Consider the following 21,453-nt stretch of genomic DNA (forward strand, 5'->3'; position numbering starts at 1 on the left):
CCACCAGTTCACCCTCACCGGGCGGCAGGCCGGCTGACCATCGGTGCTCCGTCCGTCACCCAGGAGAGGAACCCATGTCCCACCACCGCACCTTCACTCTGGCCGCGTCGCTCCTCGGCGCCGCCGCACTGCTGAGCACTTCGGCCGGCCTCGCGCACGCCGGCACCGACGACCCGCTGCGCGGCGACCAGTGGGGTCTGGACCAGGTCCACGCCGAACAGGCGTGGGCCACCAGCACCGGCGCCGGTGCCGTCGTGGCCGTCGTGGACACCGGAGTCGATCTGACCCACCCCGACCTCAAGGGCAACCTGGTGGCCGGCGCCACGTTCACCGGCTGCGGCCAGCAGGCCCAGCCGTGCGGGAACGGCGACTTCCGCGGACCGGACGGCCAGAACAACGGCGACGAGCACGGCACTCACGTCGCGGGCATCGTGGCCGCTGTCGCCGACAACGGCACCGGCGTCGCCGGGGTCGCGCCGAACGCCGACATCATGCCGGTCAAGGTGCTGGAGGAAGGCAGCGGCACCTTCGAGGACATAGCCGCCGGCATACGGTGGGCGGCGGACCACGGTGCCGACGTCATCAACATGAGCCTCGGCGGGCTGGCGGGAACGCAGGCCCTCACCCTCACCGGCCTGGAGTCCTCAGTGACCGAGGCGATCGCCTACGCGAACGCGAAGGGCACGGCGGTCATCGCCGCCGCCGGGAACTCGGCCACCCCGTTCTGCAGCACCCCCGCATGGGAGCCCGGCGCCATCTGTGTGGCTTCGACCGACCGCAACGAGCTGAAGAGCTGGTTCTCCGAACTGCCGAACAAGCCCGACCTGAAGGCCGTCGCCGCTCCCGGCGGCGCGGCACTGACCTCCTGCAAGGACGACATCGTGTCCACGGTGCCGGCCGGCACCGGGTCCGCGTCCTGCGGCCAGAAGGACTACGACTACTACGCCGGCACGTCCATGGCCACGCCGCACGTCGCGGGCGTCGCCGCCCTGCTCTTCGCACAGGGCCGGACCCTGGCCGACGTCGAGGCCGCGCTGCTCGACACGGCCCGCCAGCCGGGCACCGGGCTGACGGGCGTCTACTCACCGGTTCACGGCTGGGGCATCGCGGACGCCACCGCCGCCGTCCAGTACGCCGGGGCGGCCACCGTCAAGGACCGCAAGGGCGGTACGAAGGAACGCTGACCCGATCGCCTGCCACCGATCGACAGGGGCGGCCACCCGGGAGTACTGGGTGGCCGCCCCCATGCGTGAAGGGCCGAGCAGGTTGGTGTCACCGTGGCCACAACCCTGGCCACCGGCGTCCCCGGTGCCTTCACGGCCCCTGCCGGAACCGGTCGTCATTCGGGGAAGGAGAAGTACAGCGCCTTGCTGTAGAAGGAAGCGAAGTGGCTCTGCCAGTCGGCTCGGACGGAAGCCAGCCAGGCGTCGTTCTGGCCGGCGATCGCCGCCTCGGCCTCGGCGACGGCGTCGGGGATGTCTTCGGCGGCCAGGCTCCGCACGCTCGCCGCCGGATCGTCGCTCGTCATCGAGACGATCTCCCCGGTTTCCAGGATGAAGTACTTCGCCTGCTGCTGTTCCAAGTGGGCCGTGGTCCTGGCCACGCATTCGGCGAAGTCGGCGTCGTCCTCGAGGCCCTCGCCGACCGCACGCAGGAGACCGAGCAGCAGAGCCGCACCCTCGGCGTAGTGCGCGGCGATGCCGATCGGGGGGTTCCAGATCATGGACGGGACGACCGTCGTCCCGTGCCCCACCATGAGCTTGTGCGCGAGGGGGACGTCCCAGTTGTGCTGGGATATGCACCGGATCCTCGGGGGAAGGTCCGCCTCACTCGGCATCGAGTCGGCGGAGTAGAGATACGAACGGTTCGCCATGGCGGCGACGCTAACACCGGGGACCGACAGCGCCCGTGCCGCCGGGCTCCTCCTCGCAGTCGGAAGGAGGCCCGGTGGCCTGCCGCCCGCTTGCCCGCGCCGCTTCCGGCCGGCCCGTTGGCCGGCCCGTTCCGGAATCACTGCGCGGATGCCGCGCCGGCGCAGATGCTCGCGGACCGGGAGGAGCACGCCTTGTCACCCAAGACGAAACTGCCTGGAGACGCCGCGAAGAGGGCGGTCCTCTCTCGAGGGCTGTCGCGTCGTCGGGCCCGCGGGTGCCTGCCGGTGCGTCGGCTCGGTCCGCGGCCCGGGTCCGCGGCCCGCCCGGTGTCCGATTCCTTCAAGACCTGTCCCGCACGCCCTGCCTACGGTGGCCCCATGACCGTACGATTCGACGCCGTCGGCCTCGTCGTCTCCGACATGGCCGCCTCTGTGACCTTCTACCGCCGGCTCGGTTTCGCCTTCCCCGAGGGTGCGGAGGACCAGCCGCACGCCGAGGCCGGACTGCCGGGCGGGATCCGGCTGCTGCTCGACACCGAGGAGACCGTCCGCTCCTTCCACCCCGCATGGCGGCCGCCGACCGGTGGCGGACGGCACTCGCTCGCCCTGCTGTGCGACACGACCGAGGAGGTGGACGCACTGTACGAGGAGCTGACCGGTGCCGGGTACCACGGCGAACTCAAGCCCTGGGACGCCGTCTGGGGGCAGCGGTACGCCGTCGTCCTCGACCCCGACGGCAACGGAGTGGACCTGTTCGCGCCGCTACCCGCGGCCGGCGAGTAGGCCGCCCAGCGGCAGCCCGGTCAACTGCCGGACCTCGCGGGCCAGATGGGGCTGGTCGGCGTAACCGGCACGGGCCGCCGTCTCGGCGAAGGGGACGCCCGCGCGGGCCAGGGACAGGGCGCGCCGCAGGCGCAGGATGCGCGCCAGGGTCTTGGGGCCGTAGCCGAACGCGGCCAGCGAGCGGCGGTGCAACCGGCGGGCGCCCACGCCCAGTTCGTCGGCGGTCGCCGCGACCGGGCGACCCGCGTCGAGGGCGGCGACGAGGCGGTCGAGCAGCGGGTCGGGCGGGCCGGTGTCCGCCCACCGGCGCAGCGCCAGGTCCTCCAGGCCGCGCGCCGGGTCGTCCGCCGCGTGCACGCGGGCGGTCAGCCGGCGCACCTCCGCCGCCGGCCACAGGTCGGCCAGCTCGACGCGGCGGTCGCGCAGTTCGTGCGCGGGGACACCCAGCAGGGCGGGTGCGGTTCCCGGGCGGAAGCGGATGCCGGTCCAGGTGGTCGGCGGTCCGGCGGTCAGGTGCGCGCGCGTGTCGGGCCCGGCGACCAGCAGGCGGCCCTCGTTCCACAGCAGGTCCATGCAGCCGTCGGGCAGCACCCGCCCCTGACCGTCCCCGGCCGGGGTGTTGGTCCACACGACCGCGCCCGGCAGCCGCGACGCCCGCTCCCTGTACACGCCGTCCAGGCTACGCCGCGCGGGTGCGCCACTCCTGCGGGCTGACGCCGTAGGCCCGTTTGAAGGCCGTGGACAGGGCGAACGCGCTGCCGTAGCCCACCCGGCGGGCGATCGCGGCGAGGGTGTCGTCGCTGTCGCGCAGCCGGTCGGCGGCGAGGGCCAGACGCCAGCCGGTGAGGTAGGTCATCGGGGGTTCGCCGACGAGCGCGGTGAAGCGGCGCGCGAGGGCGGCCCGGGAGACTCCCGCCTTCGCGGCAAGCGCGGCCACTGTCCAGGGGTGGGCCGGGTCGTCCTGGAGCAGGCGCAGCACGGGCCCGACGACCGGGTCCGCCTGCGCCCGGTACCAGGCGGGCGGCTCCGCTTCCGGCCGGGCGAACCAGGCCCGCAGCGCCGCGATGACCAGCAGGTCGAGCAGCCGGTCCAGGACGACCTCCTGGCCCGGGGCGTCGCGGACGATCTCCTGCGCCAGGAAGGGCGTGAGCGGACAGTTCCACACGTCGGCGGTGAGCGAGAGCAGCGGCGGCAGCGCGTCCAGGAGCCGGCCGCCGATCTCGCCGCGCGCCCGGTAGGTGCCGATCAGCATCACCGTGCCGCCGTCCGGCCGGTCGCCCCAGGTGCGGACGCCGAGGTCCATGACGCCGTTGAGGGGGCGGCCGTCGGGGTAGTGGCACTCGCCGCCGGGCAGGATCAGCGCCTGCGGAACCGTGTCGGGACGGTCGGCGCAGGTGTACGGGTCGGGGCCGCGCGCGACGGCGAGGTCGCCGGGTCCCAGCCGCAGCCGCTCCCCGCCGTCGGACGTCAGCCACGCCTCGCCGCGGGCGAGGAGCATCACCGTCAGCGGGGCACGGTCCGCGACACGGATCGCCCAGGGCGGGTCGAAACACGCCCGGATCATGAACGCGCCCCGGGCACGGGGGCCCTCCAGCAGGCCGGTGAGTGCGTCCATGGGGCCAGCGTAGACGCAGGCTCATGGCAACGAGCCGTTCGACGATGGCTCCTTGCGGGGCAGGGCAGTTGACTCGACGGCATGACACCGAACGCGAAGACCACGCAGGGCGTGCGGCGCACGCAGGACATGACCGTCGTCGTCACGGGCGCCTCCGGGCGGACGGGGAGCCGGGTGGCGCGGGCCGCGCGGGCGGCGGGGCTGACGGTGCGGGCGGCGTCCCGGTCGACCGGGTTCGACTGGACGGACCGGTCGACCTGGCCGGACGTGCTGCGCGGCGCCACGGCCGCCTACCTCGTCCATCCTCTCGACGTCGGCGCGCCCGGCACCGCCGAGGCGGTCGGCGACCTGGCCCGTACGGCGGTCGGGCTGGGCGTGCGGCGCCTGGTGCTGCTGTCCGCGCGCGGCGAGGACCGGGCGCTGCCCACCGAGGAGGCGCTGCACGCGTCGGGCGCGGACTGGACGGTCGTACGGGCCGCCTGGTTCGCGCAGAACTTCGGCGAGGGACCGCTGGCGGAGGAGCTGCGGCGCGGGGAGCTGGTGTTCCCGGCCGGTGAGGTGGGCGAGCCGTTCGTCGACGTGCGGGACATCGCGGAGGTGGTGGTGGCCGCGCTGACGGGCGGGGAGCGGTACGTGGGACGGACGCTCGCCGTGACCGGGCCGCGACTGCTCAGCTGGCGGGAGGCGGTGGCGGAGATCGCGGCGGCGACGGGCCGGCCGCTGGTGTACCGGGCGGTGCCGGCGCGTGACTACGGCGAAGCGCTGGCCGCCTTCGGCGTGCCGCCGGAGGAGGCCGCTTTCCTCACCGAGCTGTTCGCGGAGCTGCTCGACGGCCGCAATGCGCACGTGGAGGACGGAGTACGGCGGGTACTGGGGCGGGAGCCGCGGGACTTCTCCGCGTTCGTGCGGGAGGAGGCGGCGGCCGGGACCTGGCGGGCGTGAGCGGGCCGCCTCCGGCGGGTCACTTCTCCTCGTGCTCGGTGCCGTCGTCGTTCCTCGTGTGGGGGGTCCGCGCGTGGGTGCGCAGCCGGGCCGTGACGTCCTCCGGCGGCAGGAAGCGGGACCAGCGTTCCGGGAACTCGGAGGGCATGTCGGGGTCGGCCCCGCCGGCGGCGGAGGTGCGGGCCACGTACTCGGCGACCTGGGCCTGCCGCAGCCGCTCGTTCGCCTCGCGGGCGGCGGCCGTGGCGGCGGCGGGCCAGACCCGGTCGATGGCCGCGTTGACGGCGGCGCCGACGAGCACGGCGAACGCGGACACGCCGATCCACAGCAGGACGGCGACCGGGGCGGCGAGGGAGCCGTAGATGGTGGGGCCCTCGACGGTGTTGGTGAGGTAGATCCGCAGCAGGAAGCTGCCGAGCACCCACATGCCGAGCGCGACCAGCGCGCCGGGCACGTCCTCGATCCACGGGGAGCGCACCGGCACCGAGACGTGGTACAGCGTCGTCAGGAAGGCGATCGACAGCAGGATCACGACCGGCCAGTACAGGACCTGGACGACCGTCGTCGACCACGGCACGACCCGTACGACGGCGTCCGGTCCCGCGACCATCAGCGGCAGCGCGACCGAGCCGATCAGCAGGGCCACGATGAACAGCAGGAACGCCATCAGGCGGGTCTTGACGATGCCCCGGACGCCGTCGAGGCCGTACATCACGGTGATGGTGTCGATGAAGACGTTCACCGCGCGGGATCCCGACCACACGGCGAGCAGGAAGCCCAGGGAGATGATGTCGGGCCGGCCGCCCTTCACCACGTCGTCCAGGATCGGCTCCGCGATCTGCTTCACGCCCCGGTCGGACAGGACCGTGCGGGAGGCCTCCAGGAGGTTGGTCTGCAGGCTCTGGATGGTGTCGGCGCCGGTCCAGGCGTCGACGTAGCCGAGCAGGCCGATCATGCTGAGCAGCAGCGGGGGCACCGACAGCAGGGTGAAGAACGCCGCCTCGGCGGCCAGCCCCAGGATGCGGTACTCGATGCAGGAGTTGACCGTGTCCTTCAGCAGCAGCCAGGCGGTTCTGCGCTTGGAGACGTTCCGGTACAGGGCCCGGGCCCGGTGGAGGCGGCCGGAGGGCGCGTCGGGGGTTTCACTTGCTGGCTGCACGACCTAAAGGTATCCGTCGTGCCTGGTCGCACTCACCCACAGGCCGCATCATCGGGTGAGGCGGGCGTACCGCGGGGTAGGTTCGGGACATGGCAGGCAGCACGCACACCGTGACCAACCAGGCTCCACCGCTGGTGCAGTACGACGTGTTCGAAGCGGACCGGGCCCTGGTGGCCGCGGTCGAGCGGCATCTGGCGCCGGACCTGCTGGCCGAGGGCCGCTCCGCGTTGTCGGGGCTCGGGCGCACGGCCGGCTCCGCCCAGGTGCAGGAGTGGGGGGTGCAGGCCAACGAGCAGCCGCCGCGGCTGCGCACCCACGACCGCTACGGCCACCGCGTCGACGAGGTCGACTTCCATCCCGCCTGGCACCGGCTGCTCGGCAAGGGCGTGGGAGCGGGACTGACGGCGGCCTGGGGACGGCCGGGCGGGCACGTGCGGCGGGCGGCGGCGTTCCTGGTGTGGACGCAGGTCGAGGCCGGCAACGGCTGTCCGCTGTCGATGACCCACGCGGCGGTCCCCGCGCTGCGCACCGACCCGGCGCTGGCGGCGGAGTGGGAACCGAGGCTGACCTCGACGATCTACGACCGGGCGCTGCGGCCCGCCCACCAGAAGTCCGGCGCCCTGTTCGGCATGGGGATGACGGAGAAGCAGGGCGGCAGCGACGTACGGGCCAACACGACGTCCGCGCGTCCGCTGGCCGAGGACGGCACGTACGAGCTGACCGGGCACAAATGGTTCTGCTCGGCGCCGATGTCGGACGCCTTCCTGGTGCTGGCGCAGGCGCCCGGTGGCCTGACGTGTTTCCTCCTGCCGCGGGTGCTGGAGGACGGCACGCGCAACGTGTTCCGCATCCAGCGGCTCAAGGACAAGCTGGGCAACCGGTCCAACGCCTCCGCCGAGGTCGAGTTCGACGGGACGTGGGCGCGCCGCGTCGGCGACGAGGGGGCCGGGGTGCGCACCATCATCGGGATGGTGGCGGCGACCCGGCTGGACTGCGTGCTCGGCTCGGCGGGCCTGATGCGGCAGGCCGTGGCGCAGGCGGTGCACCACTGCACGCACCGGGAGGCGTTCGGCGGGAGGCTCGTCGACAAGCCGCTGATGCGCAACGTCCTGGCCGATCTCGCGCTGGAGTCGGAGGCGGCCACCACGCTGGCGATGCGGCTGGCGGCGGCGTACGACGACGGCGGTGAGCAGGAGCGGGCGCTGCTGCGGATCGCGGTGCCGGCGGCGAAGTACTGGGTGACCAAGCGGTGCGCGCCGGTCGCGGTGGAGGCGGCCGAGTGCCTCGGCGGCAACGGGTACGTCGAGGAGTCGGGGATGCCCCGGCTGGTGCGGGAGTCGCCGCTGAACTCGATCTGGGAGGGCGCGGGCAACGTGCAGGCGCTGGACGTGCTGCGGGCGCTGCGCCGGGAGCCGGGCGCGCTGGACGCGTACCTGCGGGAGGTCGGGCAGGCGCGCGGGGCCGACCACCGGCTGGACGGCGCGATCAAGAACCTGCTGACCGAACTGGCCGATCTGGACGGCGTCGAGGCGCGGGCGCGGCGGCTGGTGGAGCGGCTGGCGCTGGTGCTCCAGGGGTCGCTGCTGGTGCGGTTCGCGCCGCCGGAGGTGGCGGACGCGTTCTGCGCGGCGCGGCTGGGCGGGGACGGGGGCGGGGCCTTCGGGACGCTGCCGCACACGCTGGACCTGGCGTCGGTGGTGGAGCGGGCCCGGCCGGTGTCCTGAGGGGTGCGGGCGCGACGCGGGGGTGGTGCTGCGCCGACACGGCACCACCCCCGCCGCACTGGCCCCTGACGAGCCGTGAACGCCGCTCGGGACGGCGTCGCTCAAGTTTCAAACAGTCGGCTGCCGTCCCACCAGGGTTGCAATGGGTTGCAACTTCGTGCCGCGACGGCCGTACTGGCCGTGCGCCCCGGGGGCAGGCGGCAGTATGGGAACGACAGCCTTTCTTCCGGGAGGTCCGGTGGCACTCTCGCCGATGGACGTGACGCAGCTGGCCGCCCTCGACACGGCGCGTGCGGCGCGGGTGCTCAGCGAGGTCCGGTCCGCCGCGCTCTCCGGGCAGCCCGCGCCCGTGGCCCCCCGTCCGGTGATCGGGCAGTCCTGGGAGCGGATGATGCGCCGCGGTGTCGACCCCGACCACGGCTTCCGCAGCAGGCTGCTGTCCCGTGAGGAGGTGCAGCGGCGGCGGGAGGCCTCGACGCTGCGGCATGTGCTGCCGGTGCTGCGGGAGGGTCTGCTGTCGGTCGCGGACGTCGCCCACCACATCATGGTGGTGGCCGACGAGGACGGCCGGGTGCTGTGGCGGGAGGGCAGCGCGCCGGTGCTGCGCAAGGCCGACGGGCTCGGGTTCGAGATCGGTGCCGACTGGCGCGAGGAGGTCGTGGGCACCAACGGTGTGGGCACACCGGCGGTGACGGGGCGTCCGGTGCAGGTGTTCGCCTCCGAGCACTTCGTGCGCTCGCACGCCACGTGGACGTGCGCCGGCGCGCCGATCAGGGACCCCCGGGACGGGCGGCTGATCGGTGTGGTGGACGTGAGCGGGCCGCTGGAGACGATGCATCCGGCCACGCTGTCCTGGGTCGACTCGGTGGCGAAACTGGCCGAGGCGCGGCTGCGGGAGATGCACGTGCGGTCGCTGGAGCGGCTGCGCGCGGTCGCGGCGCCGGTGCTGGCCCGGATCGACGGGCGGGCGCTGGTGGTGGACCGCAACGGCTGGACCGCGGCGGTGACGGGCATGCCGTACACCGAGCGTCTGGCGCTGCCCAAGTCGGCGTCGGCGGGGCTGCGGTGGCTGCCGGCGCTGGGCCGGTGCTCGCTGGAGCCGCTGGCCGGGGGCTGGCTGGTGCGGGCGGCGGACGAGCCGGTGGCGCGGGCCGCGACCCGGATCGTGCTGGATCTCAGGGCGCGGCGCCGCTGGTCGGTGGAGGTGTTCGACGGGGCCGGCTCGTGGACCCGTGAACTGAGCCCGCGGCACGCCGAGTTGCTGTACCTGCTGGCGGTGCACCGGTCCGGCCGCAGCGCCGCGGACCTCGCCAGGGACGTCTTCGGCGACCCGGCCCGTACGGTGACGGTGCGCGCGGAGATGTCCCGGGTGCGCCGCTATCTGGGCACGCTCCTGGAGCACCGGCCCTACCGGTTCACGGAGACCGCCGAGGTGGAAGTCCTGCTTCCGGAGGACCCGCACGGCTTCTTCCCGCGCGGGGCGTGCCCGCCGGCCGGCCGCTGAGCGCAGGGCCCCACGGTCCGTGACCGGGGCGTGCCGTCAAGACCGTGCGGGGTCGCACAGGCGTGCCCGGGTGGGGGCCGGGGTGGTGGTTGTTCCGTGCAATTGCAGGGTCTTCGTCCCGGCGGCCGGGCGGCTGTCGTAGCATCCGGTACGCGCCATCCCATCCGCTCCACGGTCAACCCGCGGATCACCGGACGCAGTTGACCCGCCTCGGGAGGACGGTTATGAAGCATCGCGGCAGACACCGCCGACGCCGGCGGGGCAGGGCGCTGCGGGCCACACTGGCCGGGACCGCCCTCGCCCTGACCGCCGCCGCCACCATGATCACCACCTCGCAGGCCACCGACGCCGACGATCCCGGCCCGCTGAAGCCGCTGACGGCGTCCGCCGAGACCACTCCGCTGCGGCTGACCGAGCATGACGTCCCGCGCGCCGCGCTGGACCGGCTCTCCGCCTCGATGGGCCGGCCCGTCGGCGTGAGGACGGTCCTCGCCGACCCGGACGGTGCGCTGCGCGACGCGGCGGACTGCACGGCCGACGACCGGCGTGCCCTGCCGGTGGAGCCGGCCGCGGCCCGGGCGTACTGCTGGCCGGACGAGGCGACCGAGGGCTGGCGGCCCGGCGCGGTGACCACCTCGGGGGACGCGGACGACGACGGCCGCTGGGGCGAGCACCGGGTGGTCGTCTCCGGCTGGAGCCGGGCCGACGCATCCGGGGACGGGGACGGTCCGGCCCGTGTGGCGTTCGTCGACGCCGGCGACCGTGAACGGCCGCGCTACACCTGGGTGCTGCTGGCCGTGCCGGTGGACGGCGGCCGTGACTACCGCGGGCTCGGCTCCGCCGTGTCCGGCATGGTCTGGTACCAGGACAAGCTGCTGGTCACCGCGGGCCGCGGCGAGGACAGCGCGCTGTACGTGTACGACGTGGACCGGATCCAGCGGGCCGCCGCGCCCGGCACCTCGCCGGGCCGCGGGCCCGGCGGCCCGTCGGCTGCCGGGGCGCGGTACGTGCTGCCGGCCGTCGCCACCTACCGGGCGAACGGGGCGGACGCCCCCCGGCCGGGCGGTATCTCCCTGGACCGCAGCACGGCACCCGACAGCCTGGTCGCGCACGGCTCGGCGGCGGCGGACGGCGACGGGCCGGCCCTGCTGTGGCGGTACCCGTTCAGCTCCGACCCGGCGCGGCCGGGCCTGCTGGAGACCGACCCGGTGGCCCACGCGCACCCGGTCGAGGTGTACGAGACGGAACTGACCGAGGTGCGCAGTGTACTGTCGTACGGGTCGGGCTGGTACCTGGGCCGGATGACGGGGTCGCCGGACGGGCGCGGCGCGCTGTGGCGGCAGGACGCGGACGGTGCGCGGACCACCCGGTGCGGGGCGGACGAGACGCACCGCTGCTGGAGCGGCCCGGCGACGTCCCTGTCGTACTGGCAGGAGACCGGCGAGGTGTGGTCGCAGTCCGGCCGCATGCTGTTCGCGCTGCCCCTGGCCGACGTGGACCGGTCCCTCGACGGGTAGCCCGTCCGCGCCGTGATCAGGCGTTCGACAGATGTCCTGCCGGATGGTTCCCTTTCGGGCATGACGACCATCGCCGTGACCACCTGGTCCCTGGAGCAGACCGCGCCCACCGACCTCCGCCCGGCCGCCGCGCCGGAGGGGGACGTGCGGGTCGTCCGCTCCGAGGTGCCCTCGCCCGAGTTCAGCCGTTTCCTGTACGCCTCGGTCGGTGGCGACATCCGCTGGACCGACCGGCTGGGCTGGACGTACGCCCAGTGGCTGGCGCACCTGGACCGTCCCGGTGTGGAGACCTGGGTCGCCTACGACCGCGGGACGCCCGCGGGTTACGTGGAGCTGGAGGCGCAGGAGGGCGGGGTCGTGGAGATCGTCTACTTCGGGCTGCTGCCGGCGTTCCGGGGGCGTCGCATCGGCGGTCACCTGCTGTCGTACGGGACGGCGCGCGCCTGGGACCTGGCCGAGCGGTGGCCGGGCCTGAAGCCGACCACGCGGGTGTGGCTGCACACCTGCAGCAAGGACGGCGAACACGCCATGGACAACTACCGGCGTCGTGGCTTCACCCTGTTCGACACCAAGGTCGAGGAGGAACCGGAGGTTGCCACTCCGGGGCCGTGGCCGGGAGCCCACCCCGCCTGACCTGCGCGGACAAGACGTCCCGCGACGCTTGTGACCAAGAACACCCTTGTCTTGCACTCCGAGACAAGGGTGTCCGCATTTTGGACGAAGCTGGACTGTGTCCAGATCGCCGTGCCACGCTTCCGTCATGTCTGGATCTGGAATCGCCTTGGTGAGTCGGCGGCACGTCGACCTCGGCCGCATGTCCAGCGCCATCTGTCCGGCGCGCTGAGTGCTCCCAGCAGCGCCCGACATCCCTTTCTCGCTCCACTCCCTCGCGCAATGACGCGCATGTCTGCCCGTGCGCGCGTACGCGCAGGTCAGAGCCTCATTCCAGCCTGTCCCGAAGGACGTATCAACCATGGCCGCCACCCCGCAGAAGCCTGCCGCCGCGACTCCCCGCCGCAAGGTGAGCCGTCACCGCGGTGAGGGACAGTGGGCCGTGGGTCACTTCACCCCGCTCAACGGCAACGAACAGTTCAAGAAGGACGACGACGGTCTCAATGTGCGGACACGCATTGAGACGGTGTACTCCAAGCGCGGTTTCGACTCCATCGACCCCAACGACCTGCGCGGCCGCATGCGCTGGTGGGGCCTCTACACCCAGCGCCGCCCCGGGATCGACGGCGGCAAGACGGCCATCCTGGAGCCGGAGGAGCTGGACGACGAGTACTTCATGCTGCGCGTGCGCATCGACGGCGGCGCGCTGACCACCGCGCAGCTGCGGGTCATCGGCGAGATCTCGCAGGAGTTCGCGCGCGGCACCGCCGACATCACCGACCGGCAGAACGTCCAGTACCACTGGATCCGCATCGAGGACGTGCCCGCGATCTGGGACCGGCTGGAGGCCGTCGGCCTGTCCACGGTCACCGCCTGCGGCGACACCCCGCGCGTGATGATCGGCTCGCCCGTCGCCGGCATCGCCGAGGACGAGATCATCGACGGCACGCCGGCGCTGGAGGAGATGAAGCGCCGCGTGCTGAACAACAAGGCGTACTCGAACCTCCCGCGCAAGTTCAAGACGGCCATCTCCGGCTCGCCCGCGCTCGACGTGGTGCACGAGATCAACGACGTCGCGTTCGTCGGCGTCCGCCACCCCGAGCACGGCCCGGGCTTCGACCTGTGGGTCGGCGGCGGCCTGTCCACCAACCCCAAGCTGGGCGTGCGGCTGGGCACCTGGGTGCCGCTGGAGGACGTGCCGGACGTCTACGAGGGCGTGCTGTCGATCTTCCGGGACTACGGCTACCGCCGGCTGCGCAACCGCGCCCGCCTGAAGTTCCTGGTCGCCGACTGGGGCCCGGAGAAGTTCCGCCGGGTGCTGGAGGACGAGTACCTGGGGCGCAAACTGACCGACGGTCCCGCGCCCGAGCAGCCGGTGCAGCAGTGGCGCGACCACATCGGCGTGCACCGCCAGAAGGACGGCCGGTTCTACGTCGGCTTCGCCCCGCGCGTCGGCCGCGTCGACGGCACCACCCTCACCAAGATCGCCGACCTGGCGGAGGCGCACGGCTCGGGCCGGGTGCGCACCACGGTCGAACAGAAGATGATCATCCTCGATGTCGAGGAGAGCCGGGTCGACTCCCTCGTGGAGTCCCTGGAGGCGCTCGACCTCAGCGCCACGCCCTCCCCGTTCCGGCGCGGCACCATGGCCTGCACCGGCATCGAGTTCTGCAAGCTCGCCATCGTCGAGACCAAGGCGCGCGGCGCCTCGCTGATCGACGAACTCGAGCGCCGCATCCCGGACTTCGACGAGCCGATCACCATCAACCTCAACGGCTGCCCCAACGCCTGCGCCCGTATCCAGGTGGCGGACATCGGTCTCAAGGGCCAGCTGGTCCTGGACGACGAGGGCCGGCAGGTCGAGGGCTACCAGGTGCACCTCGGCGGCGCGCTGGGCCTGCAGGCCGGTTTCGGCCGCAAGGTGCGCGGCCTGAAGGTCACCGCGGACGAACTGCCCGACTACATCGAGCGGGTGCTCAACCGCTTCCGGGCGGAGCGCGAGGACGGCGAGCGGTTCGCCACCTGGGTCGGCCGCGCGTCGGAGGAGGCCCTGTCGTGAGCGAGCGTGCGGTGCCCTTCCACTGCCCCTACTGCGGCGACGAGGACCTGCGTCCCGCCGAACAGGGATGGGGGTCCCCCCGCGCGAGCGCAGCCGAGCGTGGGGGAGGGGCCTGGGAATGCGGCGCGTGCAACCGAGCCTTTCAGCTGAAGTTCCTCGGGCTGCTCGCCCGGGGGCTTGAGCGATCCGACACGGGAGGGGACCGGACATGACGGCTCTTCAGGAAGAGCGCAGCACCGAGGAGTTGAAGGCGCTGGCCGAGCAGGCGGGCCGCGATCTGGAGGACGCCTCCGCACAGGAGATCCTGCGGTGGGCCGTCGACACCTTCGGCAAGCGCTTCTGCGTGACCTCCTCCATGGAGGACGCCGTGGTCGCCCACCTCGCGTCACGCGAGTTGCCCGGAGTCGACGTGGTCTTCCTCGACACTGGGTACCACTTCCCGGAGACCATCGGAACCCGGGATGCGGTGGAGGCCGTGATGGACGTGAACGTCATCACGCTCACACCGCGTCTGACGGTCGCCGAACAGGACGACCGGTACGGACCGAGGCTGCACGACCGCGACCCCGACCTGTGCTGCCGGATGCGCAAGGTCGAGCCGCTGGAGGAAGGTCTCCAGGGGTATCTGGCCTGGGCGACGGGGCTGCGCCGCGACGAGTCCGTGACCAGGGCCGACACCCCCGTCGTCGGCTGGGACGAGCGGCGGCGGAAGGTGAAGGTCTCCCCCATCGCACGGTGGTCACAGGAAGATGTGGAAGCGTACGTCGCCGAGCACGGCGTCCTCACCAATCCGCTGCTGATGGACGGCTACGCCTCCGTGGGGTGCGCTCCCTGCACCCGCCGTGTACTGGAGGGCGAGGACGCGCGCGCCGGCCGCTGGGCGGGCCGCTCCAAGACCGAGTGCGGACTGCACGGCTGACCATGACAGCCTCATCGACGAACCAGGAGACCGACGTGACGACCGGAGCCACCGTCTGGCTCACGGGTCTGCCGAGCGCCGGCAAGACCACCATCGCCCACGAGCTGGCCGCCCGGCTGCGCGAGCAGGGCCGGCGTGTCGAGGTCCTCGACGGCGACGAGATCCGCGAGTTCCTCTCCGCGGGCCTCGGCTTCAGCCGCGAGGACCGGCACACCAACGTGCAGCGCATCGGCTTCGTCGCCGAACTGCTCGCCCGCAACGGTGTGACCGCGCTCGTCCCGGTAATCGCACCGTACGCGGACAGCCGGGACGCGGTCCGCAAACGGCACGGAGCGAACGGCACACCGTACGTCGAGGTGCATGTGGCGACCCCGGTCGAGGTGTGCTCCGTACGCGATGTGAAGGGCCTGTACGCCAAGCAGGCCGCGGGCGAACTCACCGGTCTCACCGGTGTGGACGACCCGTACGAGGAGCCCGAGACTCCCGATCTGCGGATCGAGTCGCAGAACCAGACCGTGCAGGAGTCCGCGGCGTCGGTGTTCGCCCTGCTCAGCGAAAGGGGACTTCTGTGAGCGACGCACGCGCGGCCACTCGGCCGCGGACGACCACGAAGGCCGCACCTCTGCGCCGCGCGGGCGGAGACGGGGGTGCCCCCGGACGGAGTGCGGGGGAGAACGAAAGGGGCGCAGCATGACGACCGTCGCGACCGTCGATGAGGACACGGACAGCCCGTACGCCCTCTCCCACCTGGACGCGCTGGAGTCCGAGGCGGTGCACATCATCCGCGAGGTGGCGGGCGAGTTCGAGAAGCCGGTGATCCTCTTCTCCGGCGGCAAGGACTCCATCCTCATGCTGCACCTCGCGCTGAAGGCGTTCACCCCCGCGCCGGTCCCGTTCTCGCTGCTGCACGTCGACACCGGGCACAACTTCCCCGAGGTCCTGGCCTACCGGGACCGCACGGTCGCGCAGCACGGGCTGCGGCTGCACGTCGCCTCGGTGCAGGACTACATCGACCGCGGAGTGCTCAAGGAGCGCCCGGACGGCACCCGCAACCCGCTGCAGACGGTGCCGCTCACCGAGAAGATCCAGAGCGAGAGGTTCGACGCCGTCTTCGGCGGCGGCCGCCGCGACGAGGAGAAGGCCCGGGCGAAGGAGCGGGTGTTTTCGCTGCGCGACGAGTTCTCCCAGTGGGACCCGCGCCGCCAGCGCCCCGAGCTGTGGAACCTGTACAACGGCCGGCACGCCCCCGGTGAGCACGTCCGCGTGTTCCCGCTGTCCAACTGGACCGAGCTGGACGTGTGGCAGTACATCGCCCGCGAGAACATCGAACTGCCGGAGATCTACTACGCGCACGAGCGCGAGGTGTTCCGCCGCAACAACATGTGGCTGACCGCCGGCGAGTGGGGCGGCCCGAAGGACGGCGAGCAGGTCGAGAAGCGGCTCGTCCGCTACCGCACCGTGGGCGACATGTCCTGCACCGGCGCGGTGGACTCCGTCGCCGACACCATCGAGAAGGTGATCACCGAGATCGCCGCCTCCCGGCTCACCGAGCGCGGAGCCACCCGCGCCGACGACAAGCTCTCCGAGGCCGCGATGGAAGACCGCAAGCGCGAGGGGTACTTCTAGACATGAGCACCGTCACTGCCGAAGAGCTGGCGGCCACCACGCTGCTGCGGTTCGCCACCGCCGGTTCCGTCGACGACGGCAAGTCCACGCTGGTCGGGCGGCTGCTGCACGACTCCAAGTCGGTCCTCGCCGACCAGTTGGAGGCCGTGGAGCGGGCGTCGGCCGGCCGCGGCCAGGACGCCCCCGACCTCGCGCTGCTCACCGACGGCCTGCGGGCCGAGCGGGAGCAGGGCATCACCATCGACGTGGCCTACCGCTACTTCGCCACGCCGCGCCGCCGGTTCATCCTCGCCGACACCCCGGGCCATGTGCAGTACACCCGGAACATGGTCACGGGCGCCTCGACGGCCGAGCTGACCGTGATCCTGGTCGACGCCCGCAACGGCGTGGTCGAGCAGACCCGCCGGCACGCGGCCATAGCGGCCCTGCTGCGCGTCCCGCACGTCGTCCTCGCCGTCAACAAGATGGACCTGGTCGACTACCGGGAGCCGGTGTTCGCCGCGATCGCGGAGGAGTTCACGGCGTACGCGACCGAGCTGGGCGTCCCCGAGGTCACCGCGATCCCGATCTCCGCGCTGGTCGGCGACAACGTGGTGGAGCCGTCCGCGCACATGGACTGGTACGGCGGCCCGACCGTGCTGGAGCACCTGGAGACCGTCCCGGTCAGCCACGACCTGGCGCACTGCCACGCCCGGCTGCCCGTGCAGTACGTGATCCGACCGCAGAGCGCCGAGCACCCGGACTACCGGGGTTACGCCGGGCAGATCGCGGCGGGTTCCTTCCGCGTGGGCGACGCGGTGACCGTGCTGCCGTCCGGCCGGACGACCACGATCACCGGGATCGACCTGCTGGGCCGGCCCGTCGACGTCGCCTGGACGCCGCAGTCGGTGACGCTGCTGCTCGCCGACGACATCGACATCTCCCGCGGTGACCTGATCGTGCCGACCGAGGACGCGCCGGCCACCACGCAGGACGTCGAGGCCACCGTGTGCCACGTGGCCGACCAGCCGCTGACCGTCGGCCACCGGGTGCTGCTCAAGCACGGCACGCGGACCGTCAAGGCGATCGTGAAGGACATACCGTCCCGGCTGACCCTGGACGACCTGTCGCTGCACCCGCACCCCGAGCGGCTCGTCGCCAACGACATCGGCCGGGTGAAGATCCGTACCGCCGAGCCGCTGCCGGCCGACTCCTACTCGGACTCGCGGCGCACCGGCTCGTTCATCCTCATCGACCCCAGCGACGGCACCACGCTCACCGCGGGCATGGTCGGTGAGTCGTTCGCCGCGCCGGAGCCGGTCAAGGCGGAGCCGGACGACGACGGGTGGGACTTCTGAGCATGAACTCCCCCGGTTTTTTCTGCCTGTTCGCCAAGGAGGGCGGCCGCGTCGGCAGCGGTTCGCTGGGCAGCGGTCAGGGCGGTGTCGGGCGATGTGCGCGCTGACGTACGCGCGCCGCTCGCGCGCCCTCAGCCCTCGCCGCCGTAGGCGAAAACCTGCCGACGTCCCGGCCACGCCCTGACAGACCGTGACCGCCGGGCCTCCGAGAGGAACACCTCCCGTGCCTGCCACACCAGCCCTGCGCCGCGCCTTCGCGGTCCTGGCCGTGCTGCCGCTGCTCGCCCTGGCCGCCTGCGGCTACGGCTCCCAGGCGAAGCACGACGACACCGCGAAGGCCGTCGCCGGGGCGGCGAAGGTCGACGGTCTCGACTCGGTCAGGATCGGCTACTTCGGGAACCTGACCCACGGCACCGCGCTGGTCGGCAACCGCAAGGGCTTCTTCCAGAAGGCACTCGGCGGCACCGAGGCCGCGTACGCGGTGTTCAACGCGGGCCCGTCGGCGATCGAGGCGCTCAACTCCGACTCCCTCGACATCGCCTTCATCGGCCCGTCACCGGCGGTCAACGGCTACACCAAGGCCGACGGCAAGAACCTGCGCATCGTCGGCGGTTCGGCGTCCGGCGGGGTGAAGCTCGTGGTGGACCCGGACAAGGTGAGGTCCGTCGCGGACGTCGAGGGCAAGCGGATCGCGACGCCGCAGCTCGGCAACACGCAGGACGTGTCCTTCCTCAACTGGGCGGCCGAGCAGGGCTGGAAGGTCGACCCGCAGAGCGGCAAGGGCGACGTGACGGTCGTCCGCAGCGACAACAAGGTCACCCCGGACGCGTTCAGGTCCGGTTCGGTCGACGGCGCCTGGGTGCCGGAGCCGACCGCGTCGAAGCTGGTCGCCGAGGGCGGCAAGGTGCTGCTGGACGAGGCGTCCCTGTGGCCGGACGGGCAGTTCGTGATCACGAACATCGTGGTGCGGCAGGAGTTCCTGGAGGACCACCCGAAGGCCGTCGAGGCGGTGCTGAAGGCGTCCGTCGAGACCAACGCGTGGATCAACGCCCACCCGGACGAGGCGAAGACCGCCGCCAACGAGCAACTGGAGACCGACTCCGGCAAGGCGCTGCCCGCCGAGGTGCTGGACCCGGCGTGGGAGTCGATCCGGTTCACCGACGACCCGCTGGCCGCGACCCTCGCCGTGCAGGCGGAGCACGCCGTCGAGGCGGGCCTGCTCGAGCAGCCGGACCTGACCGGCATCTACGACCTGGCACCGCTCAACAGGGTGCTGCGGGCCGCGGGCGAAGCCGCCGTCGACGACGCCGGGCTCGGCGCCCGGTAAGTCCCCATCACTACGAGTTCCCAGGAGGTGACGACCATGGCCACGACCCTCGCCAAGGCCGCCGACGGCATCGAGGCGGTCACGCACGCCGCCCGGATCGCGCACGTCTCGAAGTCGTTCGCCGGCCCCGCCGGGCAGCAGCTCGTGCTGGACGACATCAGCATCGATGTCGCGCCCGGCGAGTTCGTCACCCTGCTGGGTGCCTCGGGCTGCGGCAAGTCGACGCTGCTGAACCTGGTCGCGGGGCTCGACCGCCCCACCGCCGGCACGATCACCACCGACGGCCGGCCGGCGCTGATGTTCCAGGAGCACGCGCTCTTCCCGTGGCTGACCGCGGGCAAGAACATCGAACTCGCCCTGAAACTGCGGGGCGTCGCGAAGTCCGAGCGCCGGGACCGCGCCGAGGAGCTGCTGGAGCTGGTCCGGCTGAAGGGCGCGTACGGCAAGCGGGTGCACGAGCTGTCCGGCGGTATGCGGCAGCGGGTCGCGATGGCCCGCGCGCTGGCCCAGGAGAGCAAACTGCTGCTGATGGACGAGCCGTTCGCGGCGCTGGACGCCATCACCCGGGACGTGCTGCACGACGAGCTGACCAGGATTTGGCGGGAGACGCAGCTGTCGGTGCTGTTCGTCACGCACAACGTGCGCGAGGCCGTGCGGCTCGCGCAGCGGGTGGTGCTGCTGTCGTCCCGTCCGGGCCGCATCGCCCGGGAGTGGACGGTCGGCATCCCGCATCCGCGCCGCATCGAGGACACCGCCGTCGCGGAACTGTCCGTCGAGATCACCGAAGAACTCCGTGGGGAGATCCGCCGTCATGGCCAGCACTGACACGACCGCCAAGGACCCGGGCGACCTCGCCGGCCTGGAGGCGGGGCTGGATGCACTGGAGACGGTGCACAGCGGGCGCAGGCCGCTGCGGCAGACCCTCACCGAGAAGGTGCTGCCGCCGGTCGTGGCCGTCGCGCTGGTGCTCGCGGTGTGGCAGGCCCTGGTCTCCTTCGAGATCGTCGACGACCCGACCAAGCTGCCCGCGCCGGGCGCGGTGTGGGACGTCGTGCGCCAGGCGTGGCTCGAGGGCGAACTGCTCGGCTACATCTGGACCAGTGTCTCGCGCGGTCTGCTCGGCTTCTTCTTCGCGCTGCTGATCGGCACCCCGCTGGGGCTGCTGGTGGCGCGGGTGAAGTTCGTGCGTGCGGCGATCGGCCCGATCCTGTCCGGCCTGCAGTCGCTGCCGTCGGTGGCGTGGGTGCCGCCCGCGGTGATCTGGCTGGGCCTGAACAACCAGATGATGTACGCCGTCATCCTGCTCGGCGCGGTGCCGTCCATCGCGAACGGGCTGGTCTCCGGCGTCGACCAGGTGCCCCCGCTGTTCCTGCGGGCCGGCCGCACACTGGGCGCGACGGGCATCAGGGGCACCTGGCACATCGTGCTGCCGGCCGCGCTGCCCGGCTATGTGGCCGGTCTGAAGCAGGGCTGGGCGTTCTCCTGGCGTTCGCTGATGGCCGCCGAGATCATCGCGTCCTTCCCCGATCTCGGCGTGGGACTCGGCCAGTTGCTGGAGAACGGCCGCAACGCCAGCGACATGGCCATGGTCTTCGAGGCCATCCTGCTGATCCTGACCGTCGGCATCGCCATCGACCTGCTGGTCTTCAGCCCGCTGGAGCGGTGGGTGCTGCGCAGCCGCGGTCTGCTGGTGAAGGGCTGAGGCACCATGCACCGTCCGGTTCTGCTCGTCGTCGCCCACGGCAGCCGCGATCCGCGGCATGCCGCGACCGTGCACGCCCTGGTGCGCCGGGTGCGGTCGCTCAGGCCCGGGCTGCGCGTGGAGACCGGGTTCCTGGACTTCAACCTGCCCTCGGTGGAGCGGGTGCTGGAGTCGCTGGCGGCGGAGGGCGTCCGCGACGTGGTCGCCCTGCCGCTGCTGCTGACCCGCGCCTTCCACGCCAAGGCGGACATCCCGGCGGTGCTCGCGCAGGCCCCGCCGCGGCTGCGGATCCGGCAGGCCGAGGTGCTCGGCCCGTCCCCGCTGCTGCTGACGGCGCTGGAGCGCCGGCTGTACGAGGCGGGCCTGACGCCCGCCGACAAGTCCTCGACCGGGGTCGTGCTGGCCTCGGCGGGGTCCACCGACCCGGAGGCGATCGCAGTGATCGCAGACATCGCGCGGGAGTGGCGGCACACCGGCTGGTGCGCCGTGCGGCCTGCGTTCGCCTCCGCTTCCCTGCCCCGCACCGAGCAGGCGGTACGCGAACTGCGCGCCGCCGGCTGCGCACGCGTCGCCGTCGCGCCCTACGTCCTGGCGCCCGGCTTCCTCCCGGACCGCATCGCCCGGGGCGCCGCGGAGGCGGACGTGCTGGCGGACGTGCTGGGGCCGTCACCTGAGGTGGCGCGGGTGCTGCTGGAGCGGTACGCCGCCGCCTGCGCGCCGGTGGCGGCGGCGATCGGCGCCTGAGCGGCCGGGG

The 21,453-nt window shown here is 72.7% G+C and carries 22 protein-coding genes and 1 pseudogene; 18 read left to right on the forward strand and 5 right to left on the reverse strand.

All coding sequences use genetic code 11. The features are described from left to right. Positions 1-74: 74 nt before the first annotated feature. Entirely contained in the window at positions 75-1,184 is a 1,110-nt protein-coding gene (locus FGW31_RS06180; RefSeq protein WP_142192307.1) for a S8 family peptidase, read from the forward strand. Positions 1,185-1,339: 155 nt separating this feature from the next. Here FGW31_RS06180 and FGW31_RS06185 read toward each other — a convergent pair whose 3' ends face one another. After that, positions 1,340-1,873 (reverse strand): DUF7822 domain-containing protein, encoded by a 534-nt coding sequence (locus FGW31_RS06185; protein ID WP_142192382.1) that lies wholly within the window; start codon positions 1,871-1,873, stop codon positions 1,340-1,342. Positions 1,874-1,945: 72 nt separating this feature from the next. Beyond that, positions 1,946-2,050: pseudogene (locus FGW31_RS06190) on the reverse strand (IS5/IS1182 family transposase); the annotation flags it as partial. Between the two features lie 201 nt (positions 2,051-2,251). On the opposite strand from FGW31_RS06190, the gene FGW31_RS06195 reads away from it, so the two are divergent. Beyond that, positions 2,252-2,656, forward strand: coding sequence for a VOC family protein (locus tag FGW31_RS06195; RefSeq protein WP_142192308.1), 405 nt, complete (start codon positions 2,252-2,254; stop codon positions 2,654-2,656). Here FGW31_RS06195 and FGW31_RS06200 read toward each other — a convergent pair. Continuing rightward, on the reverse strand, positions 2,636-3,325 hold the full coding sequence (locus FGW31_RS06200; RefSeq protein WP_142192309.1) for a DUF6597 domain-containing transcriptional factor: 690 nt from the start codon (positions 3,323-3,325) through the stop codon (positions 2,636-2,638). The two genes, FGW31_RS06195 and FGW31_RS06200, sit on opposite strands and share 21 nt — an antisense overlap. A gap of 10 nt (positions 3,326-3,335) precedes the next feature. Beyond that, positions 3,336-4,271, reverse strand: coding sequence for an AraC family transcriptional regulator (locus FGW31_RS06205; protein WP_142192310.1), 936 nt, complete (start codon positions 4,269-4,271; stop codon positions 3,336-3,338). A gap of 81 nt (positions 4,272-4,352) precedes the next feature. Between FGW31_RS06205 and FGW31_RS06210 the strand changes: the two genes are divergently transcribed. Further along, positions 4,353-5,213 (forward strand): Rossmann-fold NAD(P)-binding domain-containing protein, encoded by an 861-nt coding sequence (locus FGW31_RS06210; protein ID WP_233288530.1) that lies wholly within the window; start codon positions 4,353-4,355, stop codon positions 5,211-5,213. Positions 5,214-5,232: 19 nt separating this feature from the next. Here the strand turns inward: FGW31_RS06210 and FGW31_RS06215 are convergent, their stop codons facing one another. Further along, complete coding sequence (locus FGW31_RS06215; RefSeq protein ID WP_142192311.1) at positions 5,233-6,372, reverse strand: YihY/virulence factor BrkB family protein; 1,140 nt, start codon at positions 6,370-6,372, stop codon at positions 5,233-5,235. Positions 6,373-6,461: 89 nt separating this feature from the next. Here FGW31_RS06215 and FGW31_RS06220 point away from each other — a divergent pair, with 89 nt between their 5' ends. The 15 genes from FGW31_RS06220 to FGW31_RS06285 all read left to right on the forward strand — a co-directional run bounded on the left by FGW31_RS06220 (position 6,462) and on the right by FGW31_RS06285 (position 21,443). After that, positions 6,462-8,096, forward strand: coding sequence for an acyl-CoA dehydrogenase family protein (locus FGW31_RS06220; protein WP_142192312.1), 1,635 nt, complete (start codon positions 6,462-6,464; stop codon positions 8,094-8,096). A gap of 238 nt (positions 8,097-8,334) precedes the next feature. After that, complete coding sequence (locus tag FGW31_RS06225) at positions 8,335-9,600, forward strand: GAF domain-containing protein (protein WP_142192313.1); 1,266 nt, start codon at positions 8,335-8,337, stop codon at positions 9,598-9,600. Between the two features lie 224 nt (positions 9,601-9,824). Continuing rightward, positions 9,825-11,117, forward strand: coding sequence for a hypothetical protein (locus FGW31_RS06230; protein WP_142192314.1), 1,293 nt, complete (start codon positions 9,825-9,827; stop codon positions 11,115-11,117). Between the two features lie 60 nt (positions 11,118-11,177). After that, positions 11,178-11,750, forward strand: a complete 573-nt coding sequence (locus FGW31_RS06235; RefSeq protein ID WP_142192315.1) for a GNAT family N-acetyltransferase — start codon at positions 11,178-11,180, stop codon at positions 11,748-11,750. A gap of 127 nt (positions 11,751-11,877) precedes the next feature. Beyond that, positions 11,878-11,961, forward strand: a complete 84-nt coding sequence (locus FGW31_RS36055; protein ID WP_310740011.1) for a putative leader peptide — start codon at positions 11,878-11,880, stop codon at positions 11,959-11,961. A 129-nt stretch (positions 11,962-12,090) separates the two neighbouring features. Next, positions 12,091-13,788 (forward strand): nitrite/sulfite reductase, encoded by a 1,698-nt coding sequence (locus FGW31_RS06240; protein ID WP_142192316.1) that lies wholly within the window; start codon positions 12,091-12,093, stop codon positions 13,786-13,788. After that, positions 13,785-14,000, forward strand: a complete 216-nt coding sequence (locus FGW31_RS35520; RefSeq protein ID WP_142192317.1) for a hypothetical protein — start codon at positions 13,785-13,787, stop codon at positions 13,998-14,000. Before FGW31_RS06240 ends, FGW31_RS35520 begins: the two co-directional genes overlap by 4 nt. After that, on the forward strand, positions 13,997-14,707 hold the full coding sequence (locus FGW31_RS06250) for a phosphoadenylyl-sulfate reductase (RefSeq protein ID WP_142192318.1): 711 nt from the start codon (positions 13,997-13,999) through the stop codon (positions 14,705-14,707). Before FGW31_RS35520 ends, FGW31_RS06250 begins: the two co-directional genes overlap by 4 nt. A gap of 2 nt (positions 14,708-14,709) precedes the next feature. Next, on the forward strand, positions 14,710-15,279 hold the full coding sequence (gene cysC / locus FGW31_RS06255) for an adenylyl-sulfate kinase (protein ID WP_142192319.1): 570 nt from the start codon (positions 14,710-14,712) through the stop codon (positions 15,277-15,279). Positions 15,280-15,397: 118 nt separating this feature from the next. Continuing rightward, positions 15,398-16,333 (forward strand): sulfate adenylyltransferase subunit CysD, encoded by a 936-nt coding sequence (gene cysD, locus FGW31_RS06260; RefSeq protein WP_142192320.1) that lies wholly within the window; start codon positions 15,398-15,400, stop codon positions 16,331-16,333. A 2-nt stretch (positions 16,334-16,335) separates the two neighbouring features. Further along, positions 16,336-17,670: a sulfate adenylyltransferase subunit 1 gene (locus tag FGW31_RS06265; RefSeq protein WP_142192321.1), complete on the forward strand. Its 1,335-nt coding sequence runs from the start codon at positions 16,336-16,338 to the stop codon at positions 17,668-17,670. A 223-nt stretch (positions 17,671-17,893) separates the two neighbouring features. Beyond that, positions 17,894-18,997, forward strand: coding sequence for an aliphatic sulfonate ABC transporter substrate-binding protein (locus tag FGW31_RS06270; RefSeq protein WP_142192322.1), 1,104 nt, complete (start codon positions 17,894-17,896; stop codon positions 18,995-18,997). A gap of 36 nt (positions 18,998-19,033) precedes the next feature. Continuing rightward, positions 19,034-19,822, forward strand: coding sequence for an ABC transporter ATP-binding protein (locus tag FGW31_RS06275; RefSeq protein ID WP_142192323.1), 789 nt, complete (start codon positions 19,034-19,036; stop codon positions 19,820-19,822). Further along, on the forward strand, positions 19,809-20,699 hold the full coding sequence (locus tag FGW31_RS06280) for an ABC transporter permease (RefSeq protein WP_142192324.1): 891 nt from the start codon (positions 19,809-19,811) through the stop codon (positions 20,697-20,699). Before FGW31_RS06275 ends, FGW31_RS06280 begins: the two co-directional genes overlap by 14 nt. A 6-nt stretch (positions 20,700-20,705) precedes the next feature. Then, positions 20,706-21,443, forward strand: a complete 738-nt coding sequence (locus FGW31_RS06285) for a sirohydrochlorin chelatase (protein ID WP_142192325.1) — start codon at positions 20,706-20,708, stop codon at positions 21,441-21,443. Positions 21,444-21,453 lie beyond the last annotated feature (10 nt).

It is taken from the genome of Streptomyces calvus (assembly GCF_006782915.1).
GTDB lineage: Bacteria > Actinomycetota > Actinomycetes > Streptomycetales > Streptomycetaceae > Streptomyces > Streptomyces calvus.